Source organism: Arthrobacter sp. UYEF36 (assembly GCF_040547025.1).
Lineage (GTDB): Bacteria > Actinomycetota > Actinomycetes > Actinomycetales > Micrococcaceae > Arthrobacter.
Genome location: NZ_JBEPOX010000002.1, coordinates 95,303 through 112,624, shown reverse-complemented (window position 1 = coordinate 112,624; position 17,322 = coordinate 95,303). Strand labels below are relative to the sequence as shown.

Sequence of the window (17,322 nt, the reverse complement as noted above, 5' to 3'; positions counted from 1 at the left end):
CGCGGCTGCCCTCCCACTGGACATGCCCCACCGCTGGCCACGCAGCCCCCACTGGACATGCCCCACGCTGGCCGCATCCGCTGGACATAATCCCATTGTGCCCATCCGCCCAGCCCCCGAGGGGACATGCCCCACGCTGGCCACGCAGCCCCCACTGGACATGCCCCACGCTGGCCGCATCCGCTGGACATAATCCCATTGTGCCCATCCGCCCAGCCCCCGAGGGGACATGCCCCACGCTGGCCACGCAGCCCCCACTGGGCATGCCCCGCCGCGGTCACTACCTGGACATATGCCCATTGTGCCCATCCGCGCGGCACCCGACTGGACAGGTCCCCCCGGTGGCAACGCGGGCGAGGCTGCAATTTCCCGGATGGGTCCGCCTGGGTCGCGGAAACTGGCCGTTCGGATCCCCCACGGCCGGTGCACCGGCCCGCTGAGGAGCTCGACGCCGCGGCGCGCGAGTTGAGTTTCTGCACTTAACCCGCCCAGTCCGAACGCGAAGCCGCGGCGGCGTCAAGAATTCCGGTGCCCACTCGCCGGAGTCGCGGCCGGCGGCGTTGTCAGTCAGGCGTCGAGCCGGGCAATGGCGTGCCGGGGCCCTGACGGGAGCCGCGAAGGAACCCTTCCATGAGGTATCCGCCGCTCCCCTCAAGCACCTTGGCCGCGACCAGGATGAGCCGCTCCGGGCTGCGCTCCGGGGAAGCAGCCCAGTCCCGTAGCGCGACTGCACACTCATCATCCGGGAGCTGGTCCAGCCGGCGGATCGCCCATTTGCCTTTGCCCAACCATTTTCCCTGTTGCAGGAGCAGAAGCTCCACCGACTGTCCAAAGACCTCAGCGGCGATGGCGTAGGATTCAGCCACAACTGTCGATCCCCGCAGATCGTCGAGGGAGCTGCTCAGCTCGTAACGGCGCAGGCCGCGGTCCTGGTCAGTCAGCGGCTCGGGCCCGCGCTCCATGTAGAACTGCGCCTCCCGTTGCCATGCTTCCCCCGGCCCGCGGTCGTAAAGGAGGACTCCCCGAGCGATCCCCGAGGACGGCGCAGCGGGCGGCACGCTCGCGCGCGTACCAGCTCGCCAGGCTTGACCGGGTGTGGATAAATTCTTCAACAATCCATCCGTCATGGCGCGTGGTTGCGGCATAGTTCGCAGCGCCCTCCGGATACAGGACCACGATGTCCAGGTCGGAGGTGGGAGTGCTGCGGGCCTGGGCCGCACTGCCGCCGAGGATCGCCGCATCGGCATCCGGATGTCTTTCCAAAACATAGGCACGGGCTGAACTGACTGGATCCATCAGGCCATCTTGCCGGAGCCTGCCCGACGCAGCCTGCAATCACACGCCCGTCCCACCCAGTTCCCGGAGCATGGGGCATGCCCCGCCTTCGGACCAGGGGCTGGGCATACTGGCACTTTGTCCACGCTGCGGCGGGAAGAGTGAGCATGTTCCTTAGAGGCCCGGACTCGGACGCCGAGCATGCCCTGCGCACGGGCCCACGACCGGACATAGTGCCCATATGTCCAGTGGCGGCGGCCAGGACTGGGCATGTCCCCGCGGCGAATCGAGCATCACGGGGCAGATCCCCGCGGCGAATCGAGCATCACTGGGCATGTCCCCCGGGAAGAGCATGCGCGGGGCGTGTCCCACACGAAAAAGGTGGCCGCCCCCGCAGGGACGGCCACCTTCTCAGTACTACTTCAAGCTACTAGCTGCCAAGCCTCCGGGAGCGGACTCCCCGAGGGCCAGAGGCAATTAGTTGCCGGTCAGCTTCTCGCGCAGTGCTGCAAGAGCCTCGTCGGAAGCGAGCGTGCCGCCACCGGTGTTGGACTCGGCTGCAGCCGGCTCGGAGGAGTAGCTGGTGGTGCCGGAGTCGCTCTCACCGGACGTTGCAGCTGCAGCGTCGTCGGCAGCGTGCTGGGCAACCTGCTTCTTGTGGGCTTCCCAGCGGGTCTGGGCGTCAGCGTACTGCTGCTCCCAGGCGGCGCGCTGCGTCTCGTAGCCTTCAAGCCACTCGTTGGACTCCGGATCGAAGCCCTCCGGGTACTTGTAGTTGCCCTCTTCGTCGTACTCAGCGGCCATGCCGTAGAGAGCCGGATCGAATTCGGTGGACTCGGCGTCGACGCCCTCGTTGGCCTGCTTGAGGGACAGCGAGATGCGGCGGCGTTCGAGGTCGATGTCGATGACCTTGACGAACAGCTCGTCACCAACGGAGACAACCTGCTCGGCCAGCTCAACGTGGCGCACGGCGAGCTCGGAGATGTGGACCAGGCCTTCGATGCCGTCTTCCACGCGAACGAACGCGCCGAACGGAACCAGCTTGGTGACCTTACCCGGAACAACCTGCCCGAGGGCGTGGGTGCGGGCGAAGGTCTGCCACGGATCTTCCTGCGTAGCCTTGAGCGACAGGGAAACACGCTCGCGGTCCAGGTCGACCTCGAGAACCTCGACGGTGACTTCCTGGCCAACTTCGACAACCTCGGACGGGTGGTCGATGTGCTTCCAGGACAGCTCGGAAACGTGAACCAGGCCGTCTACGCCGCCCAGGTCCACGAAGGCACCGAAGTTGACGATGGAGGAAACGACGCCGGGACGAACCTGGCCCTTTTCCAGCTTGTTGAGGAACGTGGAGCGAACCTCGGACTGGGTCTGCTCGAGCCAGGCACGGCGGGACAGCACAACGTTGTTGCGGTTCTTGTCCAGCTCGATGATTTTGGCTTCGATCTTCTGACCGATGTACGGAGCAAGGTCGCGCACACGGCGCATCTCGACGAGGGATGCGGGCAGGAAGCCGCGCAGACCGATGTCGAGGATAAGACCACCCTTGACAACCTCGATGACGGTACCGGTGACGACACCGTCTTCTTCCTTGACCTTCTCGATGTCGCCCCAGGCACGCTCGTACTGAGCGCGCTTCTTGGAGAGGATCAGGCGGCCTTCTTTGTCTTCCTTGGTGAGCACCAGGGCTTCGACGAGATCGCCAACGGAGACAACGTCCCCGGGATCAACATCGTGCTTGATGGACAGCTCGCGGGAGGGAATGACACCTTCGGTCTTGTAACCGATGTCGAGCAGAACTTCGTCGCGGTCGACCTTGACGACGGTACCTTCAACAAGGTCTCCGTCGTTGAAGTACTTGATGGTGGCGTCGACTGCTGCGAGGAAGTCCTCAGCGGTACCGATGTCGTTAATCGCGACTACGGGGGTACCGGGCTTCTCGGTGGAGGTGATGGTCATGTAGTAGGGGCTCCGTTGTGGATAGTTAGTCGGTCAGGCAAACCGCTGCAACCGCGTCGGCGACACGGGCACAGAACACGGCATATCACCGGGTCATCCTGATTTGTGGATTGTAGATGCGCGCACGTAGTACACGCCCGTTTAGTCTAGTCGGCGCAGCCAACGCCGGTCAAAGCGGGCGGCACCCACCCCGGCCCCCGTGCCGGCAGTGACGGTGACAGGCCGGCTGGTCCCCGGGAATGCTTCCCTAGAAGTGCGTCAGGCAGTGGGTGGCACGCTCCACGGCGAACAATTGCCGCGCCGTCAGGGCGGCGCCGGCACGGTTCTCCCGGATCCGGCCTGCCGCCACGAGGGTCACCGGGGAGACGGCACCGAGGAAGATCGAAGAAAGGGCGGACACGTCCAAGGTGAGGTCCGCCGGTTCTGCTCCCGCGGAAGGGACGACGGCGCCCTCGCCGCCTGACGCATCGAGGGTGAACGTTCCAGCCGTCAGGCCCAGCGGATCGAGCACCTCGAGCACGAGTCTCCCGTCCACCTGATAGTGCCGGGCTTCCAGGGCCTTGCGGACGTCCAGGATGCGGAGCCACAGCATGTCCCGGACGTCCGAGGAGTCAATGCAGCGGGGGTCGGCCAAAGCCCAGGTGAGGGGGTCATCCACCGGTGCTTCCTCCCAAGTGACACGTTCCACCAGGTCCATGGCGCCGAGGAACTGCCAAAGCTCCAGGTAGGCGGCGTTCCCGGCCGCTACGAAGTCCACCACCTCGACTGTGTAAGGCTTAGTGTCCCAGCCGAGGAATTTGTACGAGACATAGCCATCCACGTCTCCGTCCGGCGAATAGTGCAGCGCCACTTTAACCGCCGGGTCTTCCTTACCGTCCCGCCCGAGCGAACCGGAGGCCATCTGCCGGTACCACTCCTGACGGCCAAGGGACCCTGGTGTAAGGCGGTGAACCCGTTCGAAGACAGTCGGTGCCACCTCCAGCAGTACCTTGGGATCGGCGATTTCCACGCGTCCGACGGGCTGATGGTCCAGGCTGAACCGCGTCGTCGTATCCACTTGCACAGTCCGCTCAAAGCTGGCCACGCCGTAGCCGAACCGACCGTAGATTGTGCCCTCGGAAGCCGTCAGCGCGGCAACGGCCAGGCCGTCCTCACGGGCAAGCCGCAGGTCCTCGGACATCATGCGCCGAAGCAGGCCGCGGCGCCGGTGGGAGGTCCGGACCGTCACGGCAGTCACCATCTGGGTGTCCAGCATGCGGCCGAAGCCGATGTTGAGGGATTTCCGCAACGTTCCAAAGGTGGCCACCGGCACATCCGCAGGGAGCGACCCGGGGGCAACCTCACCGGTCTGGTAGGCGCCGGTCAGGACACGCCGGTCAGCCTCGTACGTGGCCAGCGATGTTGCCACGTGTTCCGGCGTCCTGGTGGACTCGTGGAAACCGAAGGCCACCGCCTTGACCCAGGATTCCGCTTCCGCGAAACCGTCATTGCCCTTGGACACCGCGGCGAAACGCCGTATCTCGTAGTTCCCACTCAGATCAGCCACGCTGTCGAGCCTAGCCAAGGTCTGCCGCCTCCACCAGTCCCCCGCCCGCGGGGCCGACTCCCACGCTCACAAAAACTCCACACATAGTGCTGCTCAAACCTAGCCAGCGCGTTCCGGGCTGATGCACAATGTGCCAATAGCTACATAGCTCCAGGTTGGAGCCGGACGCGGCGCACGTCACAGGTGGGGGCCGGCGATTGACGCTAAATCTGCGTTTCTGCCCACAGCCGACAAACTTAGCGAGGACAAATGAACGTTTCTCAGGCTGAACAAACGCCCGACACTTCCCTTCTCAAAGTCCTGGGCAACTGGGATGCCCTGGCACTCGGATTCGGGGCAATGATCGGCTTCGGCTGGGTGGTCCTCACCGGAGGCTGGATAGCTTCAGCCGGCACCATGGGGGCGGTCCTGGCCATGCTGACCGGCGGCGCCATCATGATGGTGGTGGGGTTGACCTACGCCGAATTGACTGCGGCCATGCCCAAGGCGGGCGGCGAGCACAACTTCCTGCTCCGCGGCATGGGTCCCCGGTGGTCTTTTATTGGGTCCTGGGCCATCACTGGCGGATACATCACGATCGTTGCCTTCGAGGCTGTGGCGCTGCCCCGAACGGCGCAATACCTCTTTCCCGACCTCAGCCAGGTCCCGCTCTGGGAAGTCGCCGGATACCAGGTGCACCTGACCTGGGCGCTGGTGGGGGCTGTTGCCGCGGTTGTGATCACGGGAATAAACATCCTTGGAGTCAAGCTGGCCGGAGTCGCTCAGACTTTTGTGGTGGTTTTCCTTCTGGTCATCGGCCTGATGCTTGTCTTCGGTTCCTTTGTCGGTGGCTCGGCTACGAATATGGAGCCTTTCTTCGCGGGCGGCATCAATGGCTACTTCGCGGTCCTCGTGGTGGTCCCGTTTCTGTTCGTTGGCTTTGACGTCATTCCCCAGTCTGCGGAAGAAGTGAATATCCCGGCACGGCAGCTGGGTAAGCTCGTCGTCGTTGCCGTCATGCTCGCCACGGTTTGGTACGTCATGACCGTACTGACCACGTCCTCCGCAATGCCTGCCGGAGAAATCGCCCAGGCGGACATCGCCACGGCCGACGCCATGGGTGCGCTGTTCGGTAACGACATCATGGCCAAGATCCTGATTGCCGGCGGGATCGCCGGGATCCTGACCTCGTGGAACTCACTGCTTCTGGGCGCTTCACGACTGATGTACTCCATGGCCCGCTCCGGAATGTTGCCGGCATGGTTCGCCAAGCTGCATCCGAAGTACCGCACTCCCGTCAACGCGCTGCTGTTCATCGGTATGCTGTCGTTTGTTGCACCGTTCTTCGGCGTATCGATGCTTGGCTGGCTGGTAGATTCCGGCGCACCGAGCATCGTCATCGCATACATCCTTGTTGCCGTGGTGTTCGTGATCCTGCGTCGCCGCGAACCCCAGATGGACCGCCCGCTCCGCGTCGGCGGCGACGGCAACGGCGGCATCGCTATTGGCGTCGCCGCCGTGGTCCTTTGCCTGGGACTGCTCAGCCTCTACCTCCCCGGCATGCCGGCAGCCCTCACCCCACCGCCGTGGATTCTCTTTGGGCTTTGGTGGGTGCTCGGGATGGTCTTCTATTTCCGCATTCCGGCCGGAATTGCTCCTGGCGAAGACGCTGAGCACCATCTGCTCGAACGCCTCAAGCAGCGGCGGCACGGCGCAACCAGAAACGGCTGACCTAAAGTTCGCCTGAAAGCGAGCACCGGACGCCAGGACAATCGTGAGGTGGGGCGGTTTCCCGTCCCACCTCCCGCGCCATCGCACCTGCGGTCCCGCATATGCAGGGCCGTTCCCCAAAGAACAGGAACAGCTGGCCATTGTCCGCGCTAGTGCCCGGCCTCGTACCAGCTGGAGCCGACGCCGATCTGGACGTCGAGCGGAACGGTCAGCCTGGCGGCCGAGCCCATCTGCTCGGTCACGAGCTTCTCCACGGTTTCCCGCTCGCCGTGGGCCACTTCGAGGACCAGTTCATCGTGGACCTGCAGCAGCATCCGGGATTTCAGGCCCTGTTCTGCCAGGGCGCCCGAGACGCCGAGCATGGCCCGCTTGATAATGTCCGCGGCTGAGCCCTGGATGGGTGAGTTCAGCGCAATGCGCTCCGCGTTCTCGCGCAGCTGGCGGTCAGTGCTCGTGAGGTCCGGGAGGTAGCGGCGGCGCCCCTCGATGGTGGCGGTGTAACCGTCGATCCTGGCCTGGTCCACCACGCCGCGGAGGTAGTCGCGGACGGCGCCGAAACGGTCGAAGTACTCCTTCATCAGGGTCCGCGCCTCGTCGACGGAAATTTCGAGCTGCTTGGAGAGGCCGAACGAGGTCAGACCGTAGGCAAGGCCATAGGACATGGCCTTGACTTTCGAACGCATCGCACTGGTCACCTGGTCGGTGGGCACATGGAAGATGTTGGAGCCCACGAACCGGTGCAGGTCCTCGCCGTCCTTGTAGGCCTGGATCAGGCCGGCGTCCCCCGAGAGGTGGGCCATGATGCGCATCTCGATCTGCGAGTAGTCCGCGGACAGCAGGCACTCATAGCCTTCGCTAACCACGAAGATGCCGCGGACGCGCCGGCCTTCCTCGCTGCGGATGGGGATGTTCTGCAGGTTCGGGTTATTGGAGGAGATTCGGCCCGTGGCTGCGACGTTCTGCGCGTATGTGGTGTGGATCCGGCCGTCGTCGGTGACGGATTTCTTGAGGGACTCGAGCATCTGGCGCAACTTCGAGGACTCGCGGTGCGCCATCAGCTGGACCAGGAATTCGTGCCCGGTCTTTTCCAGCAGGTTTTTCAGGGACGCGGCGTCGGTGGTGTAGCCGGACTTGATCTTCTTGGTCTTCGGCAGCCCCAGCTCCTCGAACAGCACGGTCTGCAGCTGCTTGGGGGACCCGAGGTTCACCTCGTGGCCAATCGTTGCGAAGGCGAGCTCCTGAGCCTGGTTGATCACCTTGGCGAGGTCCGCCAGTTGCTCGTCCATGCGCGGCATATCAATGGCGATTCCCGCGAGCTCCATGTCGGCGAGAACGCGGCTGACAGGCAGCTCAAGGGTGGTCAGCAGGTCCTGGGCTTTCCGGTCGGCCAGTTCCGTCTCGAAGTACCGGCTCAGCGCCTGGGCGACGGCGGCCACGTGGACCAGCTCGCCCGCAGCGGCGGCGTCATCGCCGTCGAAGGCCAGCTCCAGCTGGCCGGCTTTGGCCACCTCGGTCGAGACACTGATGTTGAGGTGGTGCTGGGCCAGTTCGGCAAGTTCATAGCTGCGGCGGTCCGGCTGGATGAGGTACCCGGATATTGAGGTGTCGTCCACCACGCCTTCCAGGCCGAGGCCCCGACTGGAAAGGGCTTTGAGGGCCGCCTTGTAGCCATGCATGACCTTGGCCGCGCTGGCGTCCCGGAGCCAGGCGGCCAGGACGTTCTCCGCAGCGGCGTCCTGGCTGGTGAGGTCGATGTAGGCGGCCCCGTTGTCATGGACGATGGCCAGAGCGGCGGCATCCTCACCGATCCGGCCGGGCACGAGGTCGACGGCGACGGCTGAACGCTTGCCTGTCCCGGACTCGAGGAAAGCGGTCAGCTCGGCCGCGCCCGAGGGGATCACGTAGTCCGGCGTTTCGAGGCTTTCCCGCTCCGCTTCAGAAACCTCACTGCCATAGAGGGCAAAGAGCCTGGTCCGGATGGTCTTGAATTCGAGAGCGTCGAACAACTCCTCGAGGGCGGCCTGGTCCGGCCGCGGTTCCGCGAGCTCGTCCAGCGTTACCGGGAGGTCAAGGTCCGTGTGGAGCCTGTTCAGCCGCCGGTTGCGCTTGACCTCCTCCACGTTTTCGCGGAGGGAGTCCCCCACCTTTCCGCCGATCGCGTCGAGGTTCCCCAGGACCCCCTCCAGCCCGCCGTACTGGTTGATCCATTTGGCCGCCGTCTTGGGGCCGACGCCGGGAACGCCCGGGAGGTTGTCTGCGGACTCCCCCACCAGGGCGGCGAGGTCCGAATACTGGGCGGGGCTGACAAAGTACTTTTCCTGGATGGCCGTTGCATCCATCCTGGGAATGTCGCTGACGCCCTTTCTGGGGTACAGCACAAAAACGTTGTCCGTAATCAGCTGGAAGGCGTCCCGGTCGCCCGATACGAGCAGCACCTCGAAGCCTGCCTTTTCACCCATTGCGGCAAGGGTGGCCAAGATGTCATCAGCTTCGTAGCCGGGCATCTTGATGGTTTTGATGCCCCACGCGCCCATGACTTTGTCGATGAGGTCAATCTGGCCGTTCATCTCCCGGGGGGTCTCGTTGCGGCCGCCCTTGTAGTCGCTGTACTCGGCCTTGCGGTGGGTGGTGTCGTCCGAGACGTCAAAGGCTACGGCGACGTGGGTCGGCTTCTGCTCCTTGATCAAGTTAATGAGCATGGACGTGAACCCGTGGATGGCATTGGTGTGCTGCCCCGTGGCGGTGGAGAACTTGTCTGCAGGCAGGGCGAAGAACGCCCGGAACGCCATGGAGTGGCCGTCAAGGACCAGCAGGCGGGGCTGGTCGGTGATGGGCACCACCGGCGCCTCGGTGGCGGAGACCTCCGCGGCGGTGCGGCGGGTCTTCTTGGCAGGCTCAGCAACGAGTACGGACGCGGCGCCGGCGGCGGGGGCCGTGCCCGTTGCGGTGTCTGCTGAAAGGGGGGAAGGGGCCGGTTTGGTAGTTTCGCTCACAGGTGCCAGCCTAGTTCCCATGAAGGACAATTTCACGCCGGTCCCCTACGCGGCCGAACTGGCGGCTGCCGGGATTCCCGAGGAACTGCACGACTGGCTTGGACAATACGGCGTGGGGGCCCTGGTCGTGAAGATGGGGATCCATTTCCTGGAGATGGGCCCGGAGCGCACGGTCGGCACCATGCCGGTGGAAGGCAACACCCAGGTGGCCGGGATTCTGCACGGCGGCGCCCACGTGGTCCTGGCCGAGACACTGGGGTCGTTCGCCGCCGGAATGCACGCCGGGCCGAAGCGGCAGGCACTGGGCATAGACGTCAGCGCGACGCATCACCGGGCCATCACCGCGGGCACTGTGACCGGCACGTGCACGGCAATCCACCTTGGCCGCACCCTCACCACGCACGAGATCGTCATGACCGACGAGCAGGGCCGGCGGCTGTCCACGGCGCGGATCACCAACCTGATCCGCGACATCGCCGAATAGGCTTGCGCCGCTTAGCTGCACCGGACGTTCCCGGCGCCGCGCAAAGGCTACGCCGCGGCGCGTCCGAACCGGTACCGCAGTTCCACGATGCCCCGCCCCATGGTGTGTGAGGACAGCAACTCCAGCGGCGCCGTCGGGCCTGACAGGGGAAGGACAGCTTTGCCGCTGCCAAGAACCACGGGAATGATCGAGATGATGATCTCGTCGAGCGCACCGGCGTCCGCGAACTGGGCCGCGAGGACCCCTCCCCCGACGATCCAGACGTTCCGGCCTCCGGCGGCGGCCCTGAGGTCCTCAACGAATTCGGCCACGGGGCCACGGACGAAGGTCACGTCCGCGCCCTTGGGAGCGGAGAGCTCGTGGTGCGTGAACACCCAGCACGGAGTGGCGGGATACGGCCAGTTGCCAGGTTCGTGTTTCCTCAGCCAGGCGAAGGTGTCCCCGCCCATGACGATGCAGCCGACGTCGGCCATGAAGGAGTCGTAGCTTTCCTTGCCGCCGGCGAACCCGTCGAACTGGAGGAGCCAGTCCAGTTCGTCATCGGCGGTGGCGATAAATCCGTCCAGCGAGGACGCGACAAAATACTGGAATCCAGACATGGCCCCAGCCTAGCCATTCCCGGCCGGAGTGCCCAACCTCCGTGGGGTGCGGGGTGGCCGGCGCCGCGCCGGGGCAATGCGGAGCCCGGGAGTCGGGAGGCCGGAGGCTACTTGCTGAAGTAGGGAATGATCAGGTAGAGCCCGAACAGCACGGCGAGGCCGCACAGGGCGAAACATACATAGGCGAGCGGCCGCAGCCAGGCCGGTTTTCTTTCACTGACGTCACCGGCGATGGCCGTGAGACGGACGCCCAGGGAGTACAGGACCACAACGGTGACTGCGGAGACGAGCGTCGCGCCGGCCACTTGAACCAGTTCCAGCCACTTCATTACAGTTCGTCCTTTGGCTTATTGTTGGCGCGGCTGACGGCAAGCGCCTTCTTCTTGCGGAAGCGAACGGCCGTGCCGGCTTCCTCGACCTCGACGGCGTTGTGGTGTCCGACGTGCGACTTCTTGGAGTGGAGGAACATGTAGAGCACTGCACCGGTGCCGGCTGTTGCAGCGATGACAACACCGAGGACGCCGGTCTGCACCAGCATGGCGGTGAGGGCGCCGACGATCCCGGCGGCCGGGAGGGTGAAGAGCCAGCCGAGGGCAATCCTTCCGGCGGTTCCCCAGCGGACGCTGGTGCCGCGGCGGCCCATGCCCGAACCGATCACGGAGCCCGAGGCCACCTGGGTGGTGGACAGCGCGAACCCCAGGTGTGAGGACGCCAGGATGGCGGACGCCGTGCTGCTTTCGGCGGCGAAGCCCTGGGCAGGCTTGACGTCGGTGAGTCCGGAACCCATGGTGCGGATGATCCGCCAGCCTCCGGAGTAGGTGCCGATCGCGATGGCGAAGGCGCAGGAGGCGATGACCCAGAACTGCGGTCCGGAACCCGGCTGCTGGGTACCGGCGGCGATCAGGACCAGGGTGATGATGCCCATGGTCTTCTGCGCGTCATTGGTGCCGTGCGCCAGGGCAACGAGGCTGGACGTGAAGATCTGGCCGTTGCGGAAGCCGCCGCGCTTCTGCGTGAGCTTGCTGCCGGTCTCCGGGTCATGGCGGGAGGTCAGCGCGTAGGCCAGCTTGGTGCAGAGGTAGGCCACTGCACCGGCGATGATCGGCGCGAAGATCGCGGGGAGGATCACCTTCTGCATGAGGCTCTCGAAGTTGATCGAATGGATGCCGATGCCCGCGATGGCCGCACCGATGAGGCCGCCGAAGAGCGCGTGCGAGGAACTTGAGGGGAGGCCTTTAAGCCAGGTGATCATGTTCCACAGGATGGCGCCCATCAGGCCGGCAAAGATGATCTCCGGCGTGATCTGGATCCCGTCAGAGCCCTCCTTGATGATGCCTCCGGAAACGGTCTTCGCCACTTCCGTGGACAGAAATGCCCCCACCAGGTTCAGCACCGCCGCAAGGGCGACTGCCGTTTTGGGTTTGATGGCACCGGTCGCGATGGGCGTAGCCATCGCATTGGCCGTGTCATGAAATCCGTTGGTGAAGTCAAAAAAAAGCGCCAGAGTTATTACCAGCGCCACCATGATGGTGATTTCCACCTATTGCCCAATCTGCAGAGTCGACGGTCAGCGGTTTCATTCCCCGTTGCCGCAGTGTTCACCCGGGATTTACCTGGAGGGAGTGCGGCGTTCAGCAAAGTAGCTTGACGGCTTAAATCGTACGGGGGAAAGGCAACAGGGCAAAACAAGCGCCGGTATCCGCGCTGCCCCGGCAGGTGTGGGCTCCCGCGTCGTTTCCTCAGCCCTGGCGGACGTCGGGTTTTCTGCCGGCGGCGATCATCCCGGCGATCTTCTCCTCAAGCGCGGCAAGCGTCGCGTCCGGGAGCACAATGAGTCCGTCCAGTTCGCGCCGCGCACGCTTGTACGCGGTTTGCCGCTCAGCCGGGGTTGCGGCAGCATCCGATGCGATCCGCAGGAGTTTCCGGGCAGTTGCGAGGCGATCCCGCTCCGGTCCGGTGAAGTTGCTGTCCTTGATCCGCCGGGCTTCCCGCTCGGCGACGTCGAAGGCGAGTTCGAAACCGTGCACGGCCTCGCGGTACTCCCCCAACTGCGCCCCCGTTGTGATGTCCTCCGGGGTTCCCGGCCGCAGGCTGTCGGCCGTCCGCTTGGCGCGCAGGAATGCCACGGTCAGCGGTTCGCGCACATCGGTCATGACCGGGAAGTCGATGAGTTTACCCACGTCAAGCTCGTAATCGAGCCACCGCCGGTTGACGGCGTCGTGGCTGTCCATGAGCTGCCGGACCTGGGACCGGCTGGCCTGCTCCAGCTCCACGGCGTGGTTGCGGAGCTTATAGAGCTCCACCCGGCGCCGGTGCCGGCGTTCGCTGGCTTTGGACCAGGAGCGCGCCCAGCCGCCGAACAGTCCGCTCAAGGGGAAGACCAGCCACCAGAAGTGGCCGACAAAATCCAGGATTGGCTCCACCGCATCATCCTCCCACCCGTCCCGGGCAGGCTCAAGGGCCGCGCCGCAGGACAGCCTCCTTGCTCATGGGGGCTGTCCTGCGGAGGAGTGGCTGCTCTGCCGCTCAGTCCTCGTGCTTGACCTTGTGCACCCGGGTGACGATGGTCGGGCACGGCAGATTGAGCAGGACGGCGTGTGCCGTGGACCCGAGGACCATCCGGGAGAAACCACCACGGCCGCGGCTGCCGATCACGAGGAGCCGGGCATCCTTGGCCGCTTCGACCAGGGCCTTGGCGGGGTCGGTGTCGGACTCAAGCTTCTGGTGGACCACGAGGTCCGGATATTTATCGCCCAGCCCGGCCACAGATTCGGCCAGGACTATCCGGTCCTCCTCGAGGATGGTCTCGGCAAGCCCGCTTTTCGGCAACTGGGATTCAATCCACCGGGCCGGCCGGCGGAAGGCCAGGAGCACGGTTAAGTCGTCCCCGCCCCGGTCAGCCTCCGCCGCGGCGAAGGCCACTGCCTGCAGGGATTCTTCGGAACCGTCGACACCAACCACAACGCCGCGGTCACCGGAGCCGCGCTTCAGCGGGATCACAGCCGCCGGGATTTCCGACGCGGAGACGATCTGCAGGGCACGGTCAGTCAGCGGACCGCCGTCCATCCAATGCCTGTCGTGCTCGCCGACGACCACGATCGATGCTTCCTTCGACACCTCGCGCAGAACCGAGCCGCCGCTGCCATGACGCAGCTGGATGTCCACCTTCACGTCGGGCGCCTGCTCCGCTGCGTTGGCTTGCGCCTTCTGTAGCATTTCCATGCCCGATTGCCTGATGAGCTCGTGGTACTGGAAATCCGGAGACATCCAGCGGTCATCCACGGCGTGAATGATGATGACCGGAAGCTTGTGGGTGCCCGCCCGTTGAAGGGCCCACGTCAACGCTGCCTCGCTTCCGGCTGATCCGTTGAAACCGACGACGATTGGTTTATTCATTCTGAATCCTGCTCTTTTCCGTGGCGCGGCCTGTTCTGCATGGCATGATCCGGGCGGCAGCCCAGGAGTCCGCCGACACTTCAGTGTGCGCCGGGCCCTGACCCCCGGTTAGGGCCTTAAGCCCCTCACTGGCCATTGCCCCGCTGCGTAGCGTCGAGCCATGCAGCAGGACGCGTTGCCGGCCGCCATTGAGTGGTTGGCGGCCTCCGAGGAACCTGCCGTCCGCCGCGCGGCGCATCGCAGGAAGGGACGTCTGCAGCCGGCTGGGACGGTCCGGAGACCCCCGGGCTCTGGAGGCCCTCGACTTGCTGCGGAGCAAGAGACTCCCGGACGGACGGTGGCCGGTCGAGGGGGCCTGATGATACCCGAACGGGGCTCAACGAATTCGTGACACTCAGTGCCATGCGGATTCTCGCATCGGCGCCTGGATCCTGATGGCCGCCGCCGCGGCCCTGGTGCCCGTCCTCGTGATGGCACGACAGGCAGCGGGTTAGAAGCCGGTCGGTTCCGTCTCGAACTCCGGTTCCCGCGGCGGTCCTTCATGGTGCACCGGTCGCAGCGCGTGGGTGTGCTCGAACCAGATCAGCGCGTCGTAGCGCTCGCCGATCCGGGTCGGAACGTAGTTCCCGAGCTCCCGCTCGGGATGGTAGACCACACCGATGGCCCGGTGGCCGAGCCAGGTGGAGAGCCACGGGCCGGACCTGTCCTCCCCGAACTCCAGCACCGACGGCACCCCGAGGGCCTCGTGCAGGAAGTCTTCGTGGCTGCCCCGGCGTGCCGGCGGAACCGGCAGGATCCGTTCCGGGCTGCCCCAGGCGTCCGCGGCGATGACCTCACCGCGGTGGGAGGCGAGGCCCACCAGCATGACGCCTTCCGCGGCGTGCCGCTCCCGCAGCAGCTGACCGACGTTCACGAGTCCGTCCTGGGCCATGTCGGTGGCCCGGGCGTCCCCCACGTGGGTGTTGTGCTCCCAGATGAGGCCCTTCGAGTCCGGGCCAAGGTGCCTGCTGAGCCGGTCGATGGTGTCGGCCATATGGTGGTCCCGGACGTTCCAGGACTGGCGGTCGCCCCGGACCATGATCCGGTAGTAGTGCTCGGCGTTCGCTGCCACTTCGGCATTCTGCACCGCGCCGAAGGCGTCCTCGTCGTGCCCGCCCGGGGTGGCCACCCGGCTCCTGACCTCGGTGAGCAGGGCGATGACGTCAGCCTCACAGGACTCTGGCACCAGCCGCGTGCTCCACGCGTACTTGTGCGGGTCCTCGCGGTGCGGCAGGAAACACTGCCAGGCGCGCATGGCGGCGGGGACGGCGTCGGGAACGTTGTCCTCCAGCCAGCCGATGATCTCGCGGAGCGAATCCCAGAGCGAGTAGACATCGAGTCCGTAGAAGCCGACGCGCCGGCTCATCGGACGGCCGAGGTTCCACGTGCGCAGCCAGTCCAGGAACGCGGCAACTTCCTCGTTGGCCCACATCCACGTGGGCCAGCGTTCAAAGCCGGCCAGCAGGGCATGAACGCCCTGCGCCTGTCCGGCCTCGCCCCGCACCCAGCGGTTGATCCGCCAGCAGTCGGGCCAGTCCCCCTCGACCCCGATCCAGTTGTAGCCCTCTTCTTCAATGAGGCGTCTACTGAGGGTGTCACGCCAGGTGTAGAACTCGTGGGTGCCGTGGGTGGCTTCCCCGATCGCGACGAACCGGCAGTCCGCCGCCCGACGGACCAGCCCGTTGAGGTCCCGGTCGGTCTTCAGCGGCCGGGCCAGGGAGTGGATTTCGGCCAGAACCGAAGATTTAGCGACGCCGGAAGTCATCGGGGCTCCTCGATAGAAATCTGTTCAAGGTGTTCAGGGACCCGCGCGCGCCAGCCGAGCTCACGCTTGATCCTGATGCGCAGGGCATCCGAGGCCTCCGGTTCACCGTGGGTGATGTACGTCATCCGGGGCTCCCGTGCCGCGGCTTTCATCCACGCAATGACGCCGTCCGCATCAGCATGCGCGGACAAGCTCTCCATCTGGATCACTTCAGCCCGGACCTTGACGTCCTCACCGTAAATCCTAAGCTCGCGCTCGCCGGCTGCCAGGCCGGCGCCACGCGTGCCGCCGGCCTGGTAGCCGCTGAGGATCACCGCGTTCTTCGGATCGGGCCCGTAGGCGGAGAGATGGTGCAGGATTCTTCCGCCGGTGAGCATTCCACTGGCGGAGATGATGATCATCGGGCCGCCGCGGAGATTCAGCAGCTTGGATTCGTCGACCGAGCGGGTGAGCTTGGCGACTTTGTACATGTTCAGGTATTCCTGTTCCTTCAGCCGGTGCTCCTCGGGGTGCCGCTGGTACATCCCGGACGCATCAATGGCCATCGGGCTGTTGAGGTACACCGGGATGTCCGGGATCAGGTGCTTGCTGCGGAGGCGGGACAGGTACAGCATCAGGGTTTCCGCCCGGCCGACGGCGAACGCGGCGAACAGCACGACACCGCCGCGCTTCGCGACGCGGCTGATGATGTCCCCGAGTTGCTTTTCAGGATCCACGGTGGAGTGTTTCCGGTTCCCGTAGGTGGACTCCGTGACCAGCACATCACTCGCAACGAGCGGCCGGGGCGGGTACATCAGCGGATCATCCGCCCGGCCCAGGTCCCCGGTGAAGTGCACCGAACGTGAGCCGATCCGGACATGCACCTGGGCCGCGCCAAGGATGTGGCCGGCAGGCAGGAACGTCAGTTCCATCCCCCCGCCAAGGTCCAGCGGATCGTCGAAATCCTGGATCTTGAAGCTGTTGAGGGACTTCACCGCGTCGGCAGCGGTGTACAGCGGCAGGGCCGGACTGTGCCGGGACGATCCGCGGTGGGTGGCGTACCGGGCTTCCTCCTCCTGCAGGTAGCCGCTGTCCGGGAGGAGCAGCTTGCACAAGTCCGTTGTGCCGTCGGTGGCGATGACCGGCCCGGTGAACCCGTCCCGCACCAGCGCGGGTACGTAGCCGGTGTGGTCCAGATGCGCATGGGTCAGGACTACGGCGTCGATTGAGGCCGGCCGGACCGGGAACGGCATACGGTTCCGTTCGCGGCTGCGTTTGTAGCCCTGAAAGAGCCCGCAGTCCACCAGCACGCGTTTCCCGCCGGCCTCGAGCAGGTACCGGGACCCGGTGACAGTGTCGGTGGCTCCGAGGAAACGGAGGGTGGGCTGCTGGTGCTTCATGGTGCTCCCGATCCCGCATGTCCTGCCTGGACTGACCTGCTCGACACGAATCGGCACGGTGATCCGCGCAGGCGATGTACCCAGCTTCCGCCCGCGCACGGCCCCACCCTAGGGCCAAAAGTCACCAGGCGCTGCACCCGCCCGGCCCCGGCACCGGCACCGGGCCGGGCACCGGTA

13 protein-coding genes and 1 pseudogene are annotated in these 17,322 nt (G+C 65.4%); 2 read left to right on the top strand and 12 right to left on the bottom strand.

The window, feature by feature from the left end; genetic code table 11:
- Positions 1–563: 563 nt before the first annotated feature.
- From ABIB29_RS04575 to ABIB29_RS04560, 4 genes and pseudogenes are all read right to left on the bottom strand, one after another.
- Positions 564–1,058: a hypothetical protein gene (locus tag ABIB29_RS04575; protein ID WP_354171116.1), complete on the bottom strand. Its 495-nt coding sequence runs from the start codon at positions 1,056–1,058 to the stop codon at positions 564–566.
- A 103-nt stretch (positions 1,059–1,161) separates the two neighbouring features.
- Positions 1,162–1,296: pseudogene (locus tag ABIB29_RS04570) on the bottom strand (nucleotidyltransferase domain-containing protein); the annotation flags it as partial.
- A 456-nt stretch (positions 1,297–1,752) separates the two neighbouring features.
- Entirely contained in the window at positions 1,753–3,234 is a 1,482-nt protein-coding gene (rpsA, locus tag ABIB29_RS04565; RefSeq protein ID WP_024367487.1) for a 30S ribosomal protein S1, read from the bottom strand.
- Between the two features lie 247 nt (positions 3,235–3,481).
- Entirely contained in the window at positions 3,482–4,771 is a 1,290-nt protein-coding gene (locus ABIB29_RS04560) for a GNAT family N-acetyltransferase (RefSeq protein WP_502915561.1), read from the bottom strand.
- A gap of 258 nt (positions 4,772–5,029) precedes the next feature.
- On the opposite strand from ABIB29_RS04560, the gene ABIB29_RS04555 reads away from it, so the two are divergent.
- Entirely contained in the window at positions 5,030–6,490 is a 1,461-nt protein-coding gene (locus ABIB29_RS04555; RefSeq protein WP_354170490.1) for an APC family permease, read from the top strand.
- 149 nt (positions 6,491–6,639) lie between these two features.
- On the opposite strand, the gene polA is transcribed toward ABIB29_RS04555, so the two are convergent.
- Entirely contained in the window at positions 6,640–9,279 is a 2,640-nt protein-coding gene (polA, locus tag ABIB29_RS04550) for a DNA polymerase I (RefSeq protein ID WP_502915560.1), read from the bottom strand.
- Between the two features lie 223 nt (positions 9,280–9,502).
- Between polA and ABIB29_RS04545 the strand changes: the two genes are divergently transcribed.
- A complete protein-coding gene (locus ABIB29_RS04545) occupies positions 9,503–9,967 on the top strand; it encodes a hotdog fold thioesterase (RefSeq protein ID WP_354170486.1) in 465 nt (154 codons plus the stop codon).
- Between the two features lie 47 nt (positions 9,968–10,014).
- On the opposite strand, the gene ABIB29_RS04540 is transcribed toward ABIB29_RS04545, so the two are convergent.
- The 7 genes from ABIB29_RS04540 to ABIB29_RS04510 all read right to left on the bottom strand — a co-directional run bounded on the left by ABIB29_RS04540 (position 10,015) and on the right by ABIB29_RS04510 (position 17,145).
- Entirely contained in the window at positions 10,015–10,566 is a 552-nt protein-coding gene (locus ABIB29_RS04540; protein ID WP_354170484.1) for a dihydrofolate reductase family protein, read from the bottom strand.
- Positions 10,567–10,673: 107 nt separating this feature from the next.
- Positions 10,674–10,895: a hypothetical protein gene (locus tag ABIB29_RS04535; RefSeq protein ID WP_307464053.1), complete on the bottom strand. Its 222-nt coding sequence runs from the start codon at positions 10,893–10,895 to the stop codon at positions 10,674–10,676.
- Entirely contained in the window at positions 10,895–12,106 is a 1,212-nt protein-coding gene (locus ABIB29_RS04530) for an inorganic phosphate transporter (protein WP_354170482.1), read from the bottom strand. The genes ABIB29_RS04535 and ABIB29_RS04530 overlap by 1 nt, the downstream gene beginning before the upstream one ends.
- A gap of 199 nt (positions 12,107–12,305) precedes the next feature.
- Positions 12,306–12,989, bottom strand: a complete 684-nt coding sequence (locus ABIB29_RS04525) for a hypothetical protein (protein ID WP_354170481.1) — start codon at positions 12,987–12,989, stop codon at positions 12,306–12,308.
- A gap of 103 nt (positions 12,990–13,092) precedes the next feature.
- Positions 13,093–13,962: a universal stress protein gene (locus ABIB29_RS04520; RefSeq protein WP_354170480.1), complete on the bottom strand. Its 870-nt coding sequence runs from the start codon at positions 13,960–13,962 to the stop codon at positions 13,093–13,095.
- Between the two features lie 490 nt (positions 13,963–14,452).
- Positions 14,453–15,766 carry an erythromycin esterase family protein gene (locus tag ABIB29_RS04515; protein ID WP_354170478.1) on the bottom strand — a complete coding sequence of 438 codons (1,314 nt, stop codon included), beginning with the start codon at positions 15,764–15,766 and terminating at the stop codon, positions 14,453–14,455.
- Positions 15,763–17,145 carry an MBL fold metallo-hydrolase RNA specificity domain-containing protein gene (locus tag ABIB29_RS04510; RefSeq protein WP_354170476.1) on the bottom strand — a complete coding sequence of 461 codons (1,383 nt, stop codon included), beginning with the start codon at positions 17,143–17,145 and terminating at the stop codon, positions 15,763–15,765. Before ABIB29_RS04510 ends, ABIB29_RS04515 begins: the two co-directional genes overlap by 4 nt.
- Positions 17,146–17,322: the final 177 nt, after the last annotated feature.

Coding starts and splice junctions, on each gene's coding strand:
- ABIB29_RS04540 (WP_354170484.1), bottom strand. CDS start 10,566: ATGTCTGGATTCCAGTATTTTGTCGCGTCCTCGCTGGACGGATTTATC.
- ABIB29_RS04545 (WP_354170486.1), top strand. CDS start 9,503: ATGAAGGACAATTTCACGCCGGTCCCCTACGCGGCCGAACTGGCGGCT.
- ABIB29_RS04520 (WP_354170480.1), bottom strand. CDS start 13,962: ATGAATAAACCAATCGTCGTCGGTTTCAACGGATCAGCCGGAAGCGAG.
- ABIB29_RS04515 (WP_354170478.1), bottom strand. CDS start 15,766: ATGACTTCCGGCGTCGCTAAATCTTCGGTTCTGGCCGAAATCCACTCC.
- ABIB29_RS04535 (WP_307464053.1), bottom strand. CDS start 10,895: ATGAAGTGGCTGGAACTGGTTCAAGTGGCCGGCGCGACGCTCGTCTCC.
- rpsA (WP_024367487.1), bottom strand. CDS start 3,234: ATGACCATCACCTCCACCGAGAAGCCCGGTACCCCCGTAGTCGCGATT.
- polA (WP_502915560.1), bottom strand. CDS start 9,279: ATGGCGTTCCGGGCGTTCTTCGCCCTGCCTGCAGACAAGTTCTCCACC.
- ABIB29_RS04510 (WP_354170476.1), bottom strand. CDS start 17,145: ATGAAGCACCAGCAGCCCACCCTCCGTTTCCTCGGAGCCACCGACACT.
- ABIB29_RS04555 (WP_354170490.1), top strand. CDS start 5,030: ATGAACGTTTCTCAGGCTGAACAAACGCCCGACACTTCCCTTCTCAAA.